General features: G+C 70.7%; 16 protein-coding genes and 1 pseudogene. 5 read left to right on the top strand and 12 right to left on the bottom strand.

All coding sequences use genetic code 11. From position 1 onward, the window contains the following. Positions 1-89: 89 nt before the first annotated feature. The 3 genes from Q0Z83_RS09900 to Q0Z83_RS09890 are packed head-to-tail and all read left to right on the top strand — an operon-like array spanning position 90 to position 1,832. The gene (locus Q0Z83_RS09900; RefSeq protein WP_317793545.1) at positions 90-488 is read left to right on the top strand and encodes a hypothetical protein; all 399 of its coding nucleotides are present in this window, start codon (positions 90-92) and stop codon (positions 486-488) included. Between the two features lie 10 nt (positions 489-498). After that, entirely contained in the window at positions 499-912 is a 414-nt protein-coding gene (locus tag Q0Z83_RS09895; protein WP_317793544.1) for a DUF7144 family membrane protein, read from the top strand. Continuing rightward, positions 909-1,832, top strand: coding sequence for a YihY/virulence factor BrkB family protein (locus Q0Z83_RS09890; RefSeq protein WP_317793543.1), 924 nt, complete (start codon positions 909-911; stop codon positions 1,830-1,832). Before Q0Z83_RS09895 ends, Q0Z83_RS09890 begins: the two co-directional genes overlap by 4 nt. Here Q0Z83_RS09890 and Q0Z83_RS09885 read toward each other — a convergent pair. The 3 genes from Q0Z83_RS09885 to Q0Z83_RS09875 are packed head-to-tail and all read right to left on the bottom strand — an operon-like array spanning position 1,823 to position 4,250. Then, positions 1,823-2,248, bottom strand: coding sequence for a hypothetical protein (locus tag Q0Z83_RS09885; protein ID WP_317793542.1), 426 nt, complete (start codon positions 2,246-2,248; stop codon positions 1,823-1,825). The genes Q0Z83_RS09890 and Q0Z83_RS09885 overlap by 10 nt on opposite strands. Before the next feature lie 22 nt (positions 2,249-2,270). After that, entirely contained in the window at positions 2,271-3,686 is a 1,416-nt protein-coding gene (locus tag Q0Z83_RS09880; RefSeq protein ID WP_317793541.1) for an MFS transporter, read from the bottom strand. Between the two features lie 12 nt (positions 3,687-3,698). Continuing rightward, the gene (locus Q0Z83_RS09875) at positions 3,699-4,250 is read right to left on the bottom strand and encodes an Rv1733c family protein (RefSeq protein WP_317793540.1); all 552 of its coding nucleotides are present in this window, start codon (positions 4,248-4,250) and stop codon (positions 3,699-3,701) included. 103 nt (positions 4,251-4,353) lie between these two features. Here Q0Z83_RS09875 and Q0Z83_RS09870 point away from each other — a divergent pair, with 103 nt between their 5' ends. Next, on the top strand, positions 4,354-4,842 hold the full coding sequence (locus Q0Z83_RS09870; protein WP_317793539.1) for a hypothetical protein: 489 nt from the start codon (positions 4,354-4,356) through the stop codon (positions 4,840-4,842). 37 nt (positions 4,843-4,879) lie between these two features. Here the strand turns inward: Q0Z83_RS09870 and Q0Z83_RS09865 are convergent, their stop codons facing one another. The 7 genes from Q0Z83_RS09865 to Q0Z83_RS09835 all read right to left on the bottom strand — a co-directional run bounded on the left by Q0Z83_RS09865 (position 4,880) and on the right by Q0Z83_RS09835 (position 12,976). Continuing rightward, positions 4,880-5,632, bottom strand: a complete 753-nt coding sequence (locus Q0Z83_RS09865; protein ID WP_317793538.1) for a metallophosphoesterase family protein — start codon at positions 5,630-5,632, stop codon at positions 4,880-4,882. An 85-nt stretch (positions 5,633-5,717) separates the two neighbouring features. Further along, positions 5,718-6,665, bottom strand: a complete 948-nt coding sequence (locus tag Q0Z83_RS09860; RefSeq protein ID WP_317793537.1) for a carbamate kinase — start codon at positions 6,663-6,665, stop codon at positions 5,718-5,720. Beyond that, on the bottom strand, positions 6,665-7,666 hold the full coding sequence (gene argF, locus Q0Z83_RS09855) for an ornithine carbamoyltransferase (RefSeq protein ID WP_317793536.1): 1,002 nt from the start codon (positions 7,664-7,666) through the stop codon (positions 6,665-6,667). Before argF ends, Q0Z83_RS09860 begins: the two co-directional genes overlap by 1 nt. Before the next feature lie 11 nt (positions 7,667-7,677). Next, a complete protein-coding gene (locus tag Q0Z83_RS09850) occupies positions 7,678-8,898 on the bottom strand; it encodes an arginine deiminase (RefSeq protein ID WP_317793535.1) in 1,221 nt (406 codons plus the stop codon). After that, positions 8,898-10,229, bottom strand: coding sequence for an amino acid permease (locus tag Q0Z83_RS09845; RefSeq protein WP_317793534.1), 1,332 nt, complete (start codon positions 10,227-10,229; stop codon positions 8,898-8,900). Before Q0Z83_RS09845 ends, Q0Z83_RS09850 begins: the two co-directional genes overlap by 1 nt. 61 nt (positions 10,230-10,290) lie before the next feature. Continuing rightward, positions 10,291-11,124 carry a class II glutamine amidotransferase gene (locus Q0Z83_RS09840; protein ID WP_317793533.1) on the bottom strand — a complete coding sequence of 278 codons (834 nt, stop codon included), beginning with the start codon at positions 11,122-11,124 and terminating at the stop codon, positions 10,291-10,293. 13 nt (positions 11,125-11,137) lie between these two features. Beyond that, positions 11,138-12,976, bottom strand: coding sequence for a phage holin family protein (locus Q0Z83_RS09835; RefSeq protein WP_317793532.1), 1,839 nt, complete (start codon positions 12,974-12,976; stop codon positions 11,138-11,140). 87 nt (positions 12,977-13,063) lie between these two features. Here Q0Z83_RS09835 and Q0Z83_RS09830 point away from each other — a divergent pair, with 87 nt between their 5' ends. Further along, entirely contained in the window at positions 13,064-13,999 is a 936-nt protein-coding gene (locus Q0Z83_RS09830; RefSeq protein ID WP_317793531.1) for a YihY/virulence factor BrkB family protein, read from the top strand. On the opposite strand, the pseudogene Q0Z83_RS09825 reads toward Q0Z83_RS09830, so the two are convergent. Further along, positions 13,892-14,395: pseudogene (locus Q0Z83_RS09825) on the bottom strand (DUF308 domain-containing protein); the annotation flags it as partial. The gene Q0Z83_RS09830 and the pseudogene Q0Z83_RS09825 sit on opposite strands and share 108 nt — an antisense overlap. 56 nt (positions 14,396-14,451) lie before the next feature. After that, entirely contained in the window at positions 14,452-17,022 is a 2,571-nt protein-coding gene (locus tag Q0Z83_RS09820) for a helix-turn-helix transcriptional regulator (RefSeq protein WP_317793530.1), read from the bottom strand. Positions 17,023-17,298: the final 276 nt, after the last annotated feature.

The following is a 17,298-nucleotide window of genomic DNA, read 5'->3' as shown; positions in this document are numbered from 1 at the left end:
CGATTGCGATCCTCGGTCCGGCCGGTGTTCCCGCGCCTCATCCGGTGCGGGTGAGGGGCCGACAGCGCTGTCCGGGGACGCTCGGAAACATGAGACGACTACTCCCGATGCTCGCGGGGCTCCTGCTGCTCACCGGATGCTCCGGAGAGCCGGCCACCCCGCAGGCCGCCGTCTGTGAGAGCTACGCGGCCGTGCAGAACACCGTCGAACACATCCGCAACACCAACGTGTCGGAGAACGGGCTGTCCGCCCTCAAGCCGTACGTCACCCAGCTGATCGACCAGCTCAAACAGTTCGTCACCGACGCACAGGCGCAGTTCGGGGCCCAGGCCGACACCCTCCGGGCATCCGTCGACGAGCTCTCGGCCAGCGTCGACGCGGCCCGAGCCGACCCCAACGTCACCACCCTTTCCGTGGTACGGGCGGACGTCGCCGACGTGCGGGCCGGTGCGCAGACCCTGCGCGCCACCATTCAGGAAACCTGCTGAGGGGGCGTCGATGCCCGTCCAACACAGCCGGGCGACCGGATGGACCGCCTGGGTCCTCTTCGGCGGCGTGATGCTCGTACTGCTCGGCACGGTCCACCTGTACGCCGGCTCGATCGGCCTGATCCGGCCGGAGGTGCTCGCCGGCACCCGCTCCGACCTGCTGCTGCCCGTCTCGATGACGGTCCTCGGCTGGACCCACGTGGTGTTCGGCACGATCGCGATCGTCACCGGGGTCGGGCTGATCCGCGGGCGGTTCTGGGCCCGACTCACGGCCATTCTGTTCGCGGGCGTGTCGTCGCTGGTCAACTTCACGTTTGCGCCGGCCCACCCGATCTGGTCGGTGGTCGCGCTCGGGCTCGCCGCCGTCGTCGCGTGGGCCGCCGCCGCCCACGGTGACGAGGTGGCCGACGCGTACGGCACGTGAGTCTGCGGCGGCTCGACGACCTGCAACGACGGCGGGGCCCGATCGGGTTCGGGTATGCGGTGATCTGCAAATACCTGGACGATGACGGGCCCCGCGAGGCTGCGCTGATCACCTACTACGGGTTCCTCAGCCTCTTCCCGATGCTGCTGCTCGGGGTCGCGGCCGTGTCACAGGCGCTGGCCCGACGGCCGGAACTGCGCCAGGAGCTGATCGCGGCGATCGTGCCGCCGGCGCTCCAGCCCGGGATCGCGTCGTCGATGGCCGGTCTGTCCGCGTCGTACACGGCCCTGATCGCCGGTCTCGTCTGGCTGATCTACTCGGGTATCGGGGTGGTGCTCAGCGCGTACGACACCCTCAATCACGTCGCCGCCGTGCCGTTCGGCAGGCGGGCCGGAATCGTCTCCAGGTACCTGCGGGCGATGGCCGCCCTGGCGGTCGTCGTCGCCGGGACGGTGGCCATCGGCGGTCTCACCGTGGTCGCGCCCGCCCCGCTCGCCGTCGCCGGATCGTGGGTGGTGACCAGCCTCGTGCTGCTGGGCACGGCCCGGATCCTGCTGATGCGGCCGGCGCCGCTGCGCTCGTTGTGGCCGGCCGCGGCGATCGGCGCGGTCGGGGTCACCGGGGTGCTCACTCTCGGCGCCACCGTCCTGCCCGAACTGGTCCGCGGCGCCGGCCGGATCTACGGCGGTTTCGCCACCGTGGCCGGCTTCTTCACCCTGCTCTACCTGCTGAGCAACGTCCTGGTGCTGGCGGCCGAGATCGCCGCCGTCCGGCACGCCCGGTTGTGGCCGCGGGCTCTCGACCCGGCCCGCCCCACCGAGGCCGACGCCCGGGCCATGCTGCTGCTGGCCCGTGAGCAGGAACGCCTCCCGGCCACCGACATCACCTACACCCTGCGGACCCCGCCCGCTCAGTCCTGAGCCGCCCGGAGGAAGCCCCGCATCGCCCACAGGCCGATGCCGGTCATCAGGATGCCGGAGCCGAACCGGCCGAGCAGGCCCAGTCCCGGCGGGTGAGCGGTGTCGGCGTCCGGTCCCGACACCACCGCCGTCACCGGTTCCGGCTCGTGGCCGAACCGCTCGTCGAGACGCACGTCCTCGAGGCGCAACCCCTCGCCGGTGAACACGCCGCGACATTCATACCCGTCGGCACCCGGCACGTCGTCGAGCCACTCACAGGTCGACGCCGTGAAGTGGCCGGGCGTGCCGGTGAAATACGCCGCCATCGGATCGGCGCCGTGATACAGCAGCAGGCCACCGCAGACGAGGATCGTTCCCACCAGGACGGTCAACATGGCGTTCAATACGAACTCACCGAAGCCCACCCCGCGCCGCATGCCCCCAAAATAGCGATGATCGTCAAACTCGCGGGGCGTCGGTGGTGGGGCGGGTCCGGGGCAGGAACCAGGCGGCGGTCAGGCCGACCAGACCGGCGGCGGCCACCGCGAGCATCGCCCAGAGGTAGGCGCGGTTCGGGTGGGTGCTGTCCACTCCGGCGACCAGAATGGTTCCGGCCAGGGCCGCGCCCAGTGACGAACCCAGGTTGGAGATGCTGCGGGACAGGCCGGAGATCTCGCCCTGGAGGTCTTCGCCGAAGCTGGACTGGACCACGTTCACCGACGGGGTGAGCATGCCGCCCAGACCGAGACCGATGACGAACAGGCCGGGCACCATCGACCAGATGCCGTCGGCGGCGCTGCCCAGGGTCAGCAGCAGGGCGATGCCGGCGACGGTGACGGCGAAACCGGCGATGATCAGGGTGCGCTGCGGGCGGCGGCGGGCCATCCGTTCGGCCGCCAGCGAGGACAGCAGGACGCCGACGGTGGTGGCGGTGAAGACGGCGCCGGTCTCGATGGCGTTGTAGCCCTTGACCACCTGCAGATACGTGGAGACCACGAACGACGTGCCCATCACCATGAGCCACTGCATGTTCTGGGTGACCAGGCCCAGGTTGGAGGCCCGGTTTCGGAACAGGACGGTGGGCAGCAGCGGTTCCCGGCCGGCTCGTTCCTTCGCCCGCACGGTGGCGAAGAACCAGGTCAGCACGAGGGCACCGGCGATCACCAGGCCGAGCATGAGGCGCGGGTCGTCGTCGGCGGCCAGGATGCCGAGAACGATCAGGATCAGGCCGACCGCGGACAGTACGGCACCGCCGACGTCGAACGGCTGGCCGTGGTCGGCGGGCAGCGGGTCCGTGACGGCACGCCGGGCGAGCAGCACGATGAGCAGGACGATCAGGGCCTGGAAGGCGAAGGCGGCGCGCCAGCTCACCGCGTACGCGATGAAACCGCCGAACAGAGGTCCGGCGACCGCGCCGATGCCGCCCATCGCGCTGATCGCGCCGAAGGCGCGGGCCCGCGCCCCGACGCCGCGGAAGAGCAGCGTGGTGAGGATGTAGACGGGTGGGATGAGCAGCGCCGTGCCCACGCCTTCGAAGATCGAATAGCCGACGACGAGTACGGCCAGATTGGGCGCGAGCGCGCTGAGCAGGGCGCCGGCGCCGAAGAGCAGCAGCCCGAGCTGGAGGCACCACTTGCGGCCGAGGATGTCGGTGAGTTTCCCGCCGGGGATCATCAGCGCGGCCATGACCAGCAGGAACAGCGTGATGGCGAGCTGGACCCCCTGGACCGTGGTGTTCAGGTCGGCGCTGATGTCGGTGATCATCACGTTCATGTTGGAACCGGCGAAGCTGCAGATGAACTGGGCCAGCGCGAACGCGATCAGCGCGCGTCGCAGCCCGACCGGGAAGCGCCCGGTCGTGGTCCGTTCCACCATGGTGGGTCTCTCCTATGAGAAGGGGCGGTGATCTCGGCTCCAGCGGGGGCCGATCTCGCTCCATTCGCGCTGCCAGGCCCGGGCCCGGTAGCGGTCGAGCAGGGCCATGCCGATGCGGCGCAGGCCGTTGGCGGCGGCGGCCACGATGGCGACGATCACGATCGCGACGAGGGCGGCTTTGCCGACCGGGTTGCGGTCCCCCGGTTTGGTTCGCAGGTCGCCGCGGTTGTTGACCCAGATCTTCACCTCGTCGCCGGGTCCCTTGCCGGGGTCGACGGTGATCAGGCCGGTGCGCTTGACCCCGTTCGGCGCGGTCCAGCCGGCCTGCGCGGAGTACGGGGTGGACCGCAGATCGGCTTCGGTGCCGTCGAGTACGGCGGTCACCTCGCGCAGGTTGTCGCGTTCCCAGGCGATCGCCCGCTGGTCGGACTCGTAGCTGGTGCCCGCGGCCCACCAGGCCAGCACCGGCGAGCCGAGCAGGACGAGCGAGAACAGGCCGACCAGCATCACCATCTCGAAGCGGTCCGAGCCTCGCCACAGCGGGTTCTTCTTGCGGACGAACATGCTCGAAGGATCGTGCGCGGCGGGGCGCAGCGGTTCATCCCCGCCGGATGAGGGAGGCGCGCGTCGGCTCGGCGAGGCTCGAGTCCGGATCTGGGAGGTGGGCATGCCGATCTGGCTTCGGCTGCGGCACGAGACCGAGGAGGCCACCGCCTCCGGCATCTACGGACTGATCGTCGGGGCGGCCGTGCTGGTGGCCTCGCACGCGGCGACGGCATGGCGGACGACGATCGCGGTCGTGGTCACGCTGACCATCTACTGGCTGGCCGAACGCTATGCGCGGATCGTCGCCGAACGCATCCACGAGGGCCACCGGCCGACCTGGCACACGGTGCGCCACCAGCTGACCAGCGGCTGGGAGATGGTGACGGCGAGCATCCTGCCGCTGCTGGTGCTGGGTTCGGTCCGGCTGGCCGGCGCCACCCAGGAGACGGCCGAGATCGCGTCCCTGATGTGCACGACCGGCCTGCTGTGTGTGGCCGGCTGGTGGATCGGCGCGAAAGGTCGCCTACACCCGATGGAGCGCGTGGTCTCCACCCTGACGGCCGGAGCCTTCGGCGCCGCCCTGATCCTGCTGAAGACCCTGCTGCACTGAGCCTCCGGCAGCGCTCCGGCACCCGCGATCGGAACGATCACCCTCCGACATTCTCGGTGATTCGGCCGGGGCGCCAGCCGTCCGGGCCCAGCACCCGCTCGCGGACCGTCACCTCGCCCGGGCGGACGCTGATCAGGCTCCACGAGCAGCCGGTGCCGCGCAGCCGGCGGCTGGTGGCGGTCCCGGCGACGACGAAGGCGGTGCCGGCGCGGAAGGTCACGTCCGGCACGTGGGTGTGCCCGGCCAACACCAGGTCGACCCGGGCGTCGCGGACCGCGTCGAGCAGCCGCTCCCGGCCGATCAGCGCGGCCGTTCCGGTGGCCAGCGGCGGATGGTGCAGGGCGAGCAGCCGGACGTCACCGCTGGGCACCGCGCCGAGGACCCGTACCACCTCGTCGGTCTGCCGGGCGGTGATCCGCCCGTTCTTCCACCGCCAGCGCGGCATCGACGACAACCCCAGCGCGGTCACACCTGCGACCCGGCGGATCGGCTGCGGGTCCGCGTCGATCCAGGAATTCCAGCGGTCGTACGGCCGAAGCACCCGCCGCCACGACGTGAGAGGCAGGTCGTGGTTCCCGGTGACCGCCAGGACCGGCCCGGGCAGGCGCTCGAGCAGCTCCTTCGCCTGCCGGAACTCCTCGGTCCGGGCCCGCATGGTGAGGTCCCCGGTGACCACGACGAGATCCGGCCGGGCCGCCGTCACGTCCGCCACGATGCTGTCCACCGCGTACCCGTAGTGGGCGCCGAGGTGCAGATCGGAGAGGTGCGCGACGACGGCCGGCCGGTTCACGGGGGCGCCGGCCCGGCCCGGCGGCGTCCGGGCCGGGCCGACGCGGCGAGCGGCGCTGCACCGCTCGCCGGTGGGGTGGTCGCACTCACCGGGGCGGACGCAGGTCGTTCGGGCCGCCGTAATCGCCGCCCGGAGTCACGACCGTGCCTGCCTTACCGGCGAGGATCGCGGCGGCGTCCTCCAGAGCGCCGATCGCTGCCAGATCGCCGGTGAGTTCGACGAAACGGCAGACCGCCTCCACCTTCGGCCCCATCGAGCCGGCCGGGAATCGCTCCCGGCGCAGCTCGGCGGGGGTGGATCTGGTGATCGGCTGCGGGTCCGGTCCCCCGAACCCGCGGATCACCGCTGACACGTCGGTGAGCAGCAGCAGCGCGTCGGCTTCGAGTGCCTCGGCGAGCACCGCGGTGGCCAGGTCCTTGTCGACGACGGCCTCGACCCCGGTGAGCCGGCCGTTGTCGTCGCGGATGACCGGGATCCCGCCGCCGCCGGCACAGACCACGATCGTGCCGCTGCCGAGCAGCTGCCTGATGATCCGGGTCTCGACGACCCGCTGGGGCTGTGGGGACGGGACCACCCGCCGCCACTTGGCCCCGTCCGGGGCGACGGTCCAGCCGCGCTCGGCGGCGAATCGGCGGGCGGTCTGTTCGTCGTAGACGGCACCGACGAACTTCGACGGCGCCCCGAACGCCGGGTCGGCCGCGGACACCAGGGTCTGGTCCAGGATCGCGGCGACCTGACGGCCGGGTAGCGCGTTCTGCAGGGCCTGCAGCAGCCAGTATCCGATCATGCCCTGGGTCTGCGCGCCGAGGACGTCGAACGGGTACGGCACGGCCAGGGCCGGGTCGGCGGCGCTCTGCAGGGCGAGCATGCCCACCTGCGGCCCGTTGCCGTGGGTGATGACGACCTCGTGTTCGGCGGCGAGCGGGGCCAGGGCGGCGACCGCGCGCAGGGCGTTGGCCCGCTGGATGGCGGCGTCGGGCTTCTGCCCCCGTTCCAGCAGGGCGTTGCCGCCGATGGCGATGACCAGGCGCATCAGGACCCCAGGGTGGCGACCATGATCGCCTTGATGGTGTGCATCCGGTTCTCGGCCTGGTCGAAGACGATCGAGTACGGCGACTCGAACACCTCCTCGGTGATCTCCAGCGATTCGAGGCCGGTGTGCTCGTAGATCTCCTGGCCGACCTTGGTGTTCCGGTCGTGGAAGGCGGGCAGGCAGTGCATCACCTTCACCGCCGGGTTCCCGGTGGCCCGTACCGCATCCATGTTGATCTGATAGGGCTTGAGCAGCCCGATCCGCTCGTCCCACATGTCCTTGGACTCGCCCATCGACAGCCACACGTCGGTGTAGAGGAAGTCGGCGCCGCGGACACCCTCCTCGACGTTCTCGGTGTGGGTGATCCGGGCGCCGGTGGTCTCGGCGATGCTCTGCGCCGCCTTGATCACCTCGTCCGGGTTCCACCGGGACTGCGGGGCCACCATCCGGACGTCCATGCCCATCATGGCGCCGCCGATGAGCAGCGAGTTGGCCACGTTGTTCTGAGCGTCGCCGAGGTACGCGAACGCGACCTCGTTGTCGTGTTTCACGGTGTGCTCGCGCATGGTGAGGATGTCGCAGAGGGTCTGGGTGGGATGCCATTCGGTGCTGAGCCCGTTCCACACCGGCACACCCGCGTACCGGGCGAGGATGTCCACGTTCTCCTGGCCGAAGCCGCGGTATTCGAGGGCGTCGTAGAAGCGGCCGAGGACCCGGGCGGTGTCCTTGACCGACTCCTTGTGGCCGAGCTGGGTGCTGCCCGGGTCGAGGAACGTGACGTGCGCGCCCTGGTCGTGGGCGGCCACCTCGAAGGCGCAGCGGGTCCGGGTGGACGTCTTCTCGAAGATGACCGCGATGTTCTTGCCGGAGATCCGTGGCACCTCGGTGCCGGCGTACTTGGCCGCCTTGAGCTCGGCGGCGAGTTTCAGCAGGAACTTCCACTCCTGCGGGGTGAAGTCTAGTTCCTTCAGGAAGCTGCGGTTGCGCAGGTTGAACGACATGGCGGGTCCCCCTAGACGGCGTCGCGTTCGATCGGGCAGGTCATGCAGCGGGGGCCGCCCCGGCCCCGGCCGAGCTCGCCACCGGCGATGGTGATCACTTCGATGCCCTGCCGGCGCAGGTAGGTGTTGGTGGTGACGTTGCGTTCGTAGCCGACGATCACCCCCGGCTCGACGGCCAGGAAGTTGTTGCCGTCGTCCCACTGCTCGCGCTGGGCGGCGCGGATGTCCTCGTTGGTCTCCAGCACCTGGACCTTGTCCACGCCCAGGGTCTCGGCGATGGTGGCGAACAGATCCTGGTTGCGGATCACCTTGAGCCCGTCCGGGTCGTCTTCGGGCAGTACGGTCCACGACCGCAGCGACTCCTGCAGGTACGGGTACAGCACGAAGGTTTCCCGGTCGATCATCGTCATGACCGTGTCCAGGTGCATCATGGCGTGCGAGTGCGGCAGCTCGATGGCGATCACCTTGGTCGCCGCGCCGGCCGCGAACAGGCTGCGGGCCAGGTTCTCCACGCCCATCGCGGTGGACCGCTCGCCCAGCCCGATCATGATCGCGCCGTTGCCGAGGACGTGGATGTCGCCGCCTTCGAGGGTGGCCGGCTGGTGCGGTTCGTCGTCTCCGCCGTACCAGACGGTGAAGTCGGACAGGTTGAACATCGGGTGGAACCGGTAGATGGCCGCGCTGTGCACCGACTCGCGCAGCCGGGCCGGCATCGCCATCGGGTTGATGCTGACACCGCCGTAGATCCACGCCGAGTTGTCCCGCTGGAACAGGTGGTTGGGCAGCGGGGTGAGCACGAAGTCGTCGGCGCTCATCAGTTCCCAGCGCAGGCTGTTCACGGTGAACCCGGCCAGCTCGTTCTTGAGGACACCGCCGATCAGGTAGTCGGCGAGTCTCTCGCTCTCGGCCTGCTCGGCAAGCCGGCGCAGCGGGGTGGCCAGGGTCGGGCCGACCGTGTCGTCGGTGATGATCCGGTCCAGCACCCAGTTGCGGGCGGACGGGATGTCCAGCACGTCGGCGAGCAGCCGGGCGAAGTAGTGCACCTTGACCCCGCGCTCGCGCAGCACCTCGGCGAACGCGTCGTGCTCCTCGCGGGCCCGTTTCGCCCACAGGATGTCGTCGAAGAGCAGGTCACGGACGTTGTCGGGGGTGAGCCGGCTGAGTTCGACGCCGGGACGGTGCAGGATCACCTGCCGGAGCCGGCCGGTCTCGGAGTCGACGTGAAAACTCATCAAACTCTCCTCTTGCGCATGGACGCGTAGACGGGAATGCCGATCAGGCCTGCGGCGCCGGCCATCAGGAACGGACCCCAGACGACGAACCAGTCGTCGCCGGAGTTGCGCGAGTACCAGATGAAGAGAATCGAGAAGATCAGCGCGATCACCGCGATGAGCAGGTCGCCGACGCCGCCCTCGCGCCGCCATTTGATCTTGGCGAGGGCGGAGAAGGCGTACGGGACGGCGGCCGTGATGCCGCTCATCAGCACCAGCGTGTTGAAGACCGTCGCGCCGCTGGTCCCGGCGTAGCTGATGATCATGGCCACGGTGGCGAAGACGCTGGAGGTGATGATGCCGGCGGCCGGGACACCCCGTTTCGAGAGCCGGCCGAACATGGCCGGGAACAGGCCGTCCTTGGCCGCGGCGAGCGGCATCTCGGCGCAGATCATGGTCCAGCCGTTGAGCGCGCCGAACCCGGAGACGATCACCGCGATCGCCACCAGGTCACCGGCCCAGGAGCCACCGGCCATCATGTTGGCGGCCACCGAGTAGGAGGCCTTGTTGGCGTCCTCGGCCAGCACCGACGTCGGCACGATCCCGAAGATGGCGACCATCGACAGCAGGTAGACGACCGCGGCGCCGAGCGTGCCGATCACGGTGGCCCGCGGCACGTTCCTACTCGGGTCGCGCACCTTGGCCGCGGCCACCGCGGCGCATTCCACGCCGAGGTAGCTGAACAGGCAGATGGCCATCGCGCTGCCGATCGCCTTGAGATCGGTCTCGCCGCTGACGTTGGCCGGGCTGTAGTTGGCGGTGCTGATGAAGAACAACCCGACCGTCGACATGATCACCAACGGGATGAACTTCACGATGGTGGTCCAGAACTGGACGATGCCCATGTTCTTGACGCCGGTCAGGTTGATCAGCGCGGGCAGCCAGATGCCGAACAGGGCGATCACGATCGACCAGATCTTGACGCCGTCCTGATTGACGAAGTGTTCGACGTAGTAGACCCAGCCGGTCACGATCGCCGCGTTACCGGCCCACGCGGTGATCCAGTAGGACCAGGCGTTGGCGAAGCCGATCCCGTCGCCGAACGCGGCCCGGGCGTAGGCGTACGGGCCGCCGTCAGCCGGCATGCGCTTCGACAGCGACGCGAACATCACCGCGAGGGCGAGCGCGCCGACCGTGGTGAGCACCATCGCGACGATGCTGATCGGACCGATCGACGCCAGCGAGTAGGGCAGATTGAAGATCCCGACACCGATGATGGTGCCCAGGATCAGCGCGGTGGCCTGCGGCAGGCCGAGAGAGCGGGTCTCGGTCGCCTTGTCCAGGTCGGTCATGGGCCGCAGCCTCTCCGAAACGGGTTCCGGTCCGAATCACTCGGGCGGGATGAAAGGGGGATCAGGACATCGCGGGCTCGAACCGGCCGAGCTCGTCGTCGCCCTTCTGGATCACGCCGTAACTGGACTCCGGCACCGGCTGCCATGCGCCCTCGAGCTCACCGAGCGGCTCGGAGACGATCAGCCGGGTCTCCTCCGACAGCCCGCGCAGATGGGCCTGCTCCGGATGGAGGTGCCGCAGCGCGGAGATGTCGGTGCTGTAGAACAGCGAGCGGCTGCGCCCCTCGCTCGAATAGCGGAAGCACCAGGTCCGGTCACCGTCGGTGGTGGCCACGGTCATCTGCAGCGGATCGGGTACGCCGTACGCGCGCCCGACCGACTCGACCAGGCCGGCCATCCGTTCCACGGCTTCCACCGGCCGGTCGCGCAGCCCGTAGGTGAGGGCGAGGTGGAACATCACCTCGGAGTCGGTGGACCCGGCCATGAACGGGTACAGATCCGGATCGACGGCCAGCACCAGGTCCCGTTTGAGTCTGTGGAACTCGCGGATCGACCCGTTGTGGACCCAGAGCCAGTCGGCGTACCGGAAGGGATGGCAGTTGGTCTGTTGCACCGCGGTCCCGGTGCTGGCCCGGATGTGGGCCAGGAACAACGGCGACAGCGTGGACCGGGCGATCTCGCGCAGGTTGGCGTCGTTCCAGGCCGGACCGGTCCCACGGTAGAGGGCGGGCTCCCCGCCGCCGGCGGTGTACCAGCCGACGCCGAAGCCGTCGCCGTTGGTGGTCTCCACCCCGAGCCGGGAGTGCAGACTCTGGTCGATCAGCGAGTAGCGGGGCCGGTAGAGCAGCTCTTCGAGCCGGATCGGCGACCCCGAGTAGGCAATCCAGCGACACATGGCGTCATGGTGGTCATCGTGGGGCCCGCGGGGGCTCACCCCCGGCGGATGAGCGGCACCCGACCTGCTCCAGCCAGCCGCACAACACCAGGTGAACGGCGTCTGAACCGATCAGTGGATCGGTCACCCGCCACTCCCGGGGGTGGACGAGGACCGGCTGTTCCTGGGCGCCGCCGAGGCCGCCGTGGCAGCCGATCAGCTCCTCGAACGCGGCGACCTCGCCGGTGACCGGATCGAACAGGCTGTTGATGACCAGATCGCCGGTGTGGTCGAGGGTGTCGTGGCGGCGCAGGTCGTCGGCGGCGTGCGGGCCGAACCCGGCCAGCGGATCGGTCCCGTCGACGTGGTCGTCGCGCAACCGCCGCTGCCCGTCCGGGCCGAGGACCACCGCGCCGTCGGCCTCCGACCGGACCATCACCCAGCCGATCCCGGCGTGCCCGGTGAGGGTGGGCAGCAGCTCCGGATACCGCTTGTCGATCTGTTCCCGAGTGACCCGGCAGGGCAGCCGGGTGAAGTACACGAGAGCCAGGTTGCCACCGGCCGCGACGACGACGTCGTCGGTGCCCTGACCCCGGATCAGGTCCTCCAGGGTCAGGCCGTAGCGCTGCCGGAACGTGGCGCCCTGGCTCTGCCCGTGGTCGGAGAGGATCACGAACCGGTACGGCCGTGGCGCGGCGGCCGCCACCTCCTCCAGGATGGCCAGCACCCCGTCGATGCCGTCGAGCGAGGCCAGCGCCTCCGGCCGGGCCGGGCCCGCGTGGTGGGCGATCTCGTCGTAGTCGACCAGGTCGCAGAAGACCGCGGGCGCACCCCGCATCATCTGCTCGGCGATCACCGTCAGGTTGAGGTTACGCAGCAGCACGTTGGTGGCGCCGCGCAGCAGCACGTACCGCCAGTCCCGGTGCATTCTCGGCTCGACTCCGCGCAGCCGCTGCCGACGGGCCTGGTGCAACTCCTTGACGATCTCGCCGGCGGCCAGCACCAGGGAGCGGGTCAGACCGAACGGGTCGAGCAGGTAGGCGCTCAGGTAGCGGGCCGGGCCGGGTCGCCGCCCGCGCACGGTGCTCATCGTCAGCAGCGAGGTCGGCGCGTCGCCGGAGAACACGTTGCTCACGCTCACCCCGCCGTCGGCGAGCAGGCCACGGCCGTTCGACAGGCGGGACTCGACCAGGGCGGCGTCCTCGGGACGGTTGGTCACGACGAGGCGGCCGGGCGTCTTCTCGTACCACCGGAAGGCCGGAACCCGATCGCTCGCGCCGTGCAGCAGCCCGGCCTGGCTGGCCGGTGTCGTCGCGGGCATCCGGGCGTGCCATTCGGTGAGGGTGTGGCTGCCGGTGCGCAGCCACCGGCCGATGGTCGGCAGGTTGCCCGTCTCGATAGCCCATCTGGTCAGCGGTGCGGACAGTCCGTCGATCTGGATCATGATGACGCCCGGCACGTCGGTCGGCGCGACGCTGCGCCGGTAGCGACGGTTGGCGCGCAGCAGATGCCTGGTCGCGACGCCGTGCTGCCCGGCGGTGACCACCCACAGCCCGATGCTCATCAGGATCGCGCCGAGCCAGGACGCCCAGAACGCCGACCAGAACCCGTCCACCTGGATCCCCGGGGTGACCTGCAGCGCGATCCACACCAGCAGGCCCTGCACGACGATCCAGCCGGCCACCACCCCGGCCCAGCCGATCCTGGTCAGCAGGGTCACCAGCAGCGGCCGCAGCACCGCGCCGAGCACACCCAGGACGATCGCGACGGTCAGCACCGCCCAGCCGTCGTCGGCGGAGATCCCGGGCAGCAGCCCGATGACGACACCCGTCACCATCGCGCCGACGATCACGGTCACCAGTGCGCGCACCATGCGCGACAGTGTCCGGCCGGTTCGTCGCCCGGACGCCATCCCCGCCGGATGATGCCCGGTCACGGCCGGTCCCCGGACCATGACGCCATGACCTCGCTGACCGGGAAAGTGCTGGCGTTCGTCCCGCAGCGGCTGCGTACGCCGGTGGTCACGATGATCGACGAGCTCCTGCGGGTGCAGATCTTCGACAGGTCGATGACCCTGGCGGCGCAGGCGTTCACCTCGATCTTCCCGCTGCTGATCATGCTCAGCGCGCTGGCCGGCGGCGGTTCCCGGCAGCATCTGGGCGACCTGGTACGCCTGCCCGACACCAGCGCCCGGCTGCTCGACGACGCGCTCGACGGCAGCCGCAGCAACGCGTTCGGAGTGGTCGGCGGGCTGATCGTGATCCTGTCGGCGACCGGGCTGGCGCGGGCGCTGGTCCGGGCGTACCGGACGGTGTGGCAGGTCCCGGGCCGCCGGGCCGGTGCGGCGTCGACCGGCTGGCAGATCGGCTCGGTGCTGATGCTGGTCGGCTTCCTGATCGTGATCCGAATGCTGAGCTCGCTGACCGGCATGCTGCCGTCGCCCCGGGCCGGGCAGGTGGTGGTGACCGCGCTGGCCGATCTGGCCCTGGCCGTCGCCCTGCCGCGGATCCTGCTCGGCCCGGTGGTGCCGTGGTCGAGGCTGCTGCTGACCGGCGGGCTGTTCGCCGCGGTCATGGTCGGGGTGCGGGCCGGCGGCGCGATCTACCTGCCGCGGGCCCTGCAGTCCAGCGCCGACCGGTACGGGACGATCGGGCTGGCCTTCACCTACATCGGCTGGCTGTACGTGCTGTCGTTCTGTCTACTGCTGACCGCTATCGTCGCCGGTGTGCTGCACGTGCCGGATCAGGAACGCCAGGATCAACTCGCAGATGCCGACGAGCAGGCTGCCGACACCGGTGAGCACGACCAGGGTGGCCAGCGACAGGTCGGGCAGCACGACGAAGGCGACCCCGAGCAGGATCGTGAGCACTCCCACGACCACCAGCCCGACCTTTAGCGCGCCGTGCTGGACCACGCCGGCCAGCAGGAGGGCGAGGCCGGTGAGGATCCAGGTGGTGCCGTAGATGATCGCCAGCACCAGCAGGCCGGTGACCAGCTCGCGCAGACAGGCCAGGCCGGCGACCAGCAGGAGGATGCCCACCACGCCGGTGAACACGTGGCCCGCGACGCTGCGGCCGGTCGGCAGGAACGCCGCGATGATCCGGGCCAGGCCGCCGAGCACCAGCCAGATGCCGGTGAAGATGGCCATCAGTTTGAGCGAGAGGTCCGGCCAGATCAGGACGGCGAGTCCCAGGGCCACCGCGAACGCGCCGGTGACCAGCAGCGTCCACCAGGGGAACGGCTGCGTACGGAGTTCGGTGGCCGTGCCCGGCCACGGATCGGTGTCGGTCATACGGCCAGGCTGGGTGACCCCCGGGCCTGCGGGGATCACCCGGAGTGGGTGAGCGGTCAGATCAGGCCGGACTGGCGGGCGGTGACGACCGCCTCCCGACGGCGGGCGGCACCCAGCTTGCGGTAGATCGACCGCATGTGCGCCTTCACCGTGTTGACCGAGATGCCCAGGTTCTCGGCGATCTCGGCGGCGGTCAGCACGGTCGGCAGGTACTGCAGGACGTCGATCTCACGTTCACTGAGCGGCCCGGCCGACGGCGTGGGCGAGATGATCGGGATCTCGCCGGTGATCTCGCCGAGCACCCCGTCGCCGGCCGGTCGGCGCAGCTCGGTGAGCCACTGCTGCCGTTCGGCCAGGATCATCACCCGGTTGGTGTCGAAGGTGCGGAACGGCCGCCGGATCAGGTCGGGCTCGGCCGACGCCAGCGCCCGGGCCAGCGCCTCACTCGCCACCGAACTGCGGCCCTGCGCGTCGGCGGCGAGCGCGGTGAGAATCCAGGCGGCGGTCGCCGACACCCGGTCCGAGCCGTCGCGCACCCTGGCCAGCAGCTCACCGGCCGCGGGCAGGTTGCCGGTGCCGAGCAGGGCCCGGGCCAGACAGACCTGCTCGGCGGGGGCCAGCACGACCCGGGCGCCGTAGGCCATCACCACCGCGCCCGGGTCACCGGCGGCGAGCCGGATCTCCGCTCCGGTGACATCGAGCAGGCGGTCGATCTGCGGTGCGATCAGCGGCGGGCCCGCTTCGGCCCGGACCTGACCGAGGAGGGTACGGGCACCGGCCACCTCACCACGGTCGAGCATCAGCCGGACCCGGATCAGCCCGGCCAGCACCGACTGGGTGGTCTCCGGGATCTCGCCGAGCGCGCGCAGCGCCTTGCGCAGTCGGTCCTCGGCCTCCGGCTCGCGGCCGCGCTCCTGCTCGATCAGGGCCTGCGCCAGATAGGCCGGAGCGACCGCGACCCGACCGCGGGCGTCGATGCGCCCGGCCGCGTCCTCGGCGGCCGCCGCGTGATCGGCGGCCTCGCGCAGGGCGCCCCGCATGAACGCGAGCTGGGCCAGCAGCGCCAGCGAGTTGATCTCGATGTACGGCACGTCGGCGGTCCGCGCGGCGGTGACGGCGGCCCACAGATACCGGTCGGCGTGATCGAACCGGCCGGTCCAGAGCAGAGCCGCACCCTTGTTGTTGAGCGTCATGGCCCGGTACTGCAGCAGCGACGGCGCCTGGTCCCAGCTCAGCCGGGCCAGCTCGCCGAGCAGGTCGGAGGCCCGCTGGAGCAGGTGCGGCATGTCGCCGTGCCAGCGGATCACCGTGCCGTTCTCCAGGACCGCCAGCGCGGCGGCGGCGTCGGCGGCGGCCCGGTCGGTGCGGCCGGCCAGCAGTTCCCGGGCGGCGGCGATCCGGCGCGGCACGGCGGCGGCGTCACCCCGGGCGTAGCAGAGGATCACCGCGCACACCGCGAACTCGGCGGTCTCCGGCAGCCGGTCGACCGGGACACGGGTGAGCACCTCGATCAGCTGTGTCCGGTCGGCCGAGGTGAACAGGGGCAGGCCGCGCCGTACCACGATGCCGGCCACCAGGTCCCAATCGCCGGCGGCCGCGGCGTGGGTGAGTGCGGGCAGCGCGGCGCCGTCGGTGTCGTACCAGTGGGCGGCGTCGCGATGCAGGCTGGGTGGCGAGTCGGGCCAGCGGCGGGCCACCCGGCGGCGCAGCGCGGAGCGCAGCATCGGGTGGTAGCGGAACCAGCGTCCGGTGCCGGTGCGCTCGACGAACAGGTTGCCCCGGGCGAGGTCCTCGAGCAGGTACTGGCCGTGCGGCTCGCCGCTGAGTGCGAGGGCGAGGTCGCCGCAGATCCGGTCCGGGATGCTGGTGCGCAACAGGAACCGGCGGACCTCGTCGGGCTGGGTGCCCAGCACCTCGCGGAGCAGGTAGTCCTCGACCAGCTCGTCGGCGCGGGCCGGGTCCGGGGTGTCCAGCAGCAGCCGCAGCCCGGCGCTCCAGCCCTCGGTCCGGCGGACCATCGTGGTCAGTCGGTCGGCCGGCATGCTCCGGCCGGTGAGGGCGAGCAGCTCGGCCGCCTCCTCCAGCCGGAAACCGAGGTCGGCGGGGCGGATCTCGGTCAGTTCGCCGCCGGCCCGCAGCCGGTGCAGGGGCAGGTCCGACTCACGGCGGGTGACCAGCACGAACCGGGCCTGCCGCAGCCGGAGCAGACCGGTCAGCGCGCCGAGGATCTGCGGGTCGGTCACCCGGTGCAGGTCGTCGAGGACCACCACGACCGGCTTGGTCCGCCGGACCAGTGCGGCGGCCAGCGCCTGCCGGTACTCGGCGTCGTCCGCCTCGGGGCCGGGAACGGCCTGGTCGCGCGGGATGACGCCGGCGGTGTGCAGGGCGAGGTAGAGGTCGGACCAGAAGGCGTACGCGTCGTCGTGCTGATTGTCGAGTGTGAGCCAGGCGACCGGCCCGCCCATCGACCGTGCCGCCGCCCATGAGCCGACCAGGGCGGTCTTGCCCCAGCCGGGACCCGCGCAGACCAGAGTCGCGGTCCGTTGCACCCCCTCGTCGAGCATCGCCGCCAGGCGCGCGCGCCAGATCAGCCCGGCCGGGAGCCGGGGTGGCGTCGTGTGTTCCACAGGTATTCGCACCATCGCACTGCCGACTACACGCTCACGCATCACGGCCCCCAGATCACAGATGACGCCCCCTACCGATCCCCGCTCGCGAAGCGCCTCCGGATCGGTCCCCCAGCTGACCGGCCTCACCGAAACACAAAAAGTGCTTGGCAGGCAACCCTCGGTATTTGCATACAGAGGGGAACGAACTAGTTCTCCCAGCCTGCAAGTTGCATTGATCAACAACAATTCATTCGTCTCGTACGAGGCGTTTCCACCGCTCGGGACGAGACGCTG

The sequence above is a fragment of the Actinoplanes sichuanensis genome (assembly GCF_033097365.1).
GTDB classification, from domain to species: domain Bacteria; phylum Actinomycetota; class Actinomycetes; order Mycobacteriales; family Micromonosporaceae; genus Actinoplanes; species Actinoplanes sichuanensis.
Note: the sequence above shows the minus strand (reverse complement) of the source record. Positions and strands in the feature narration are given on the sequence as shown.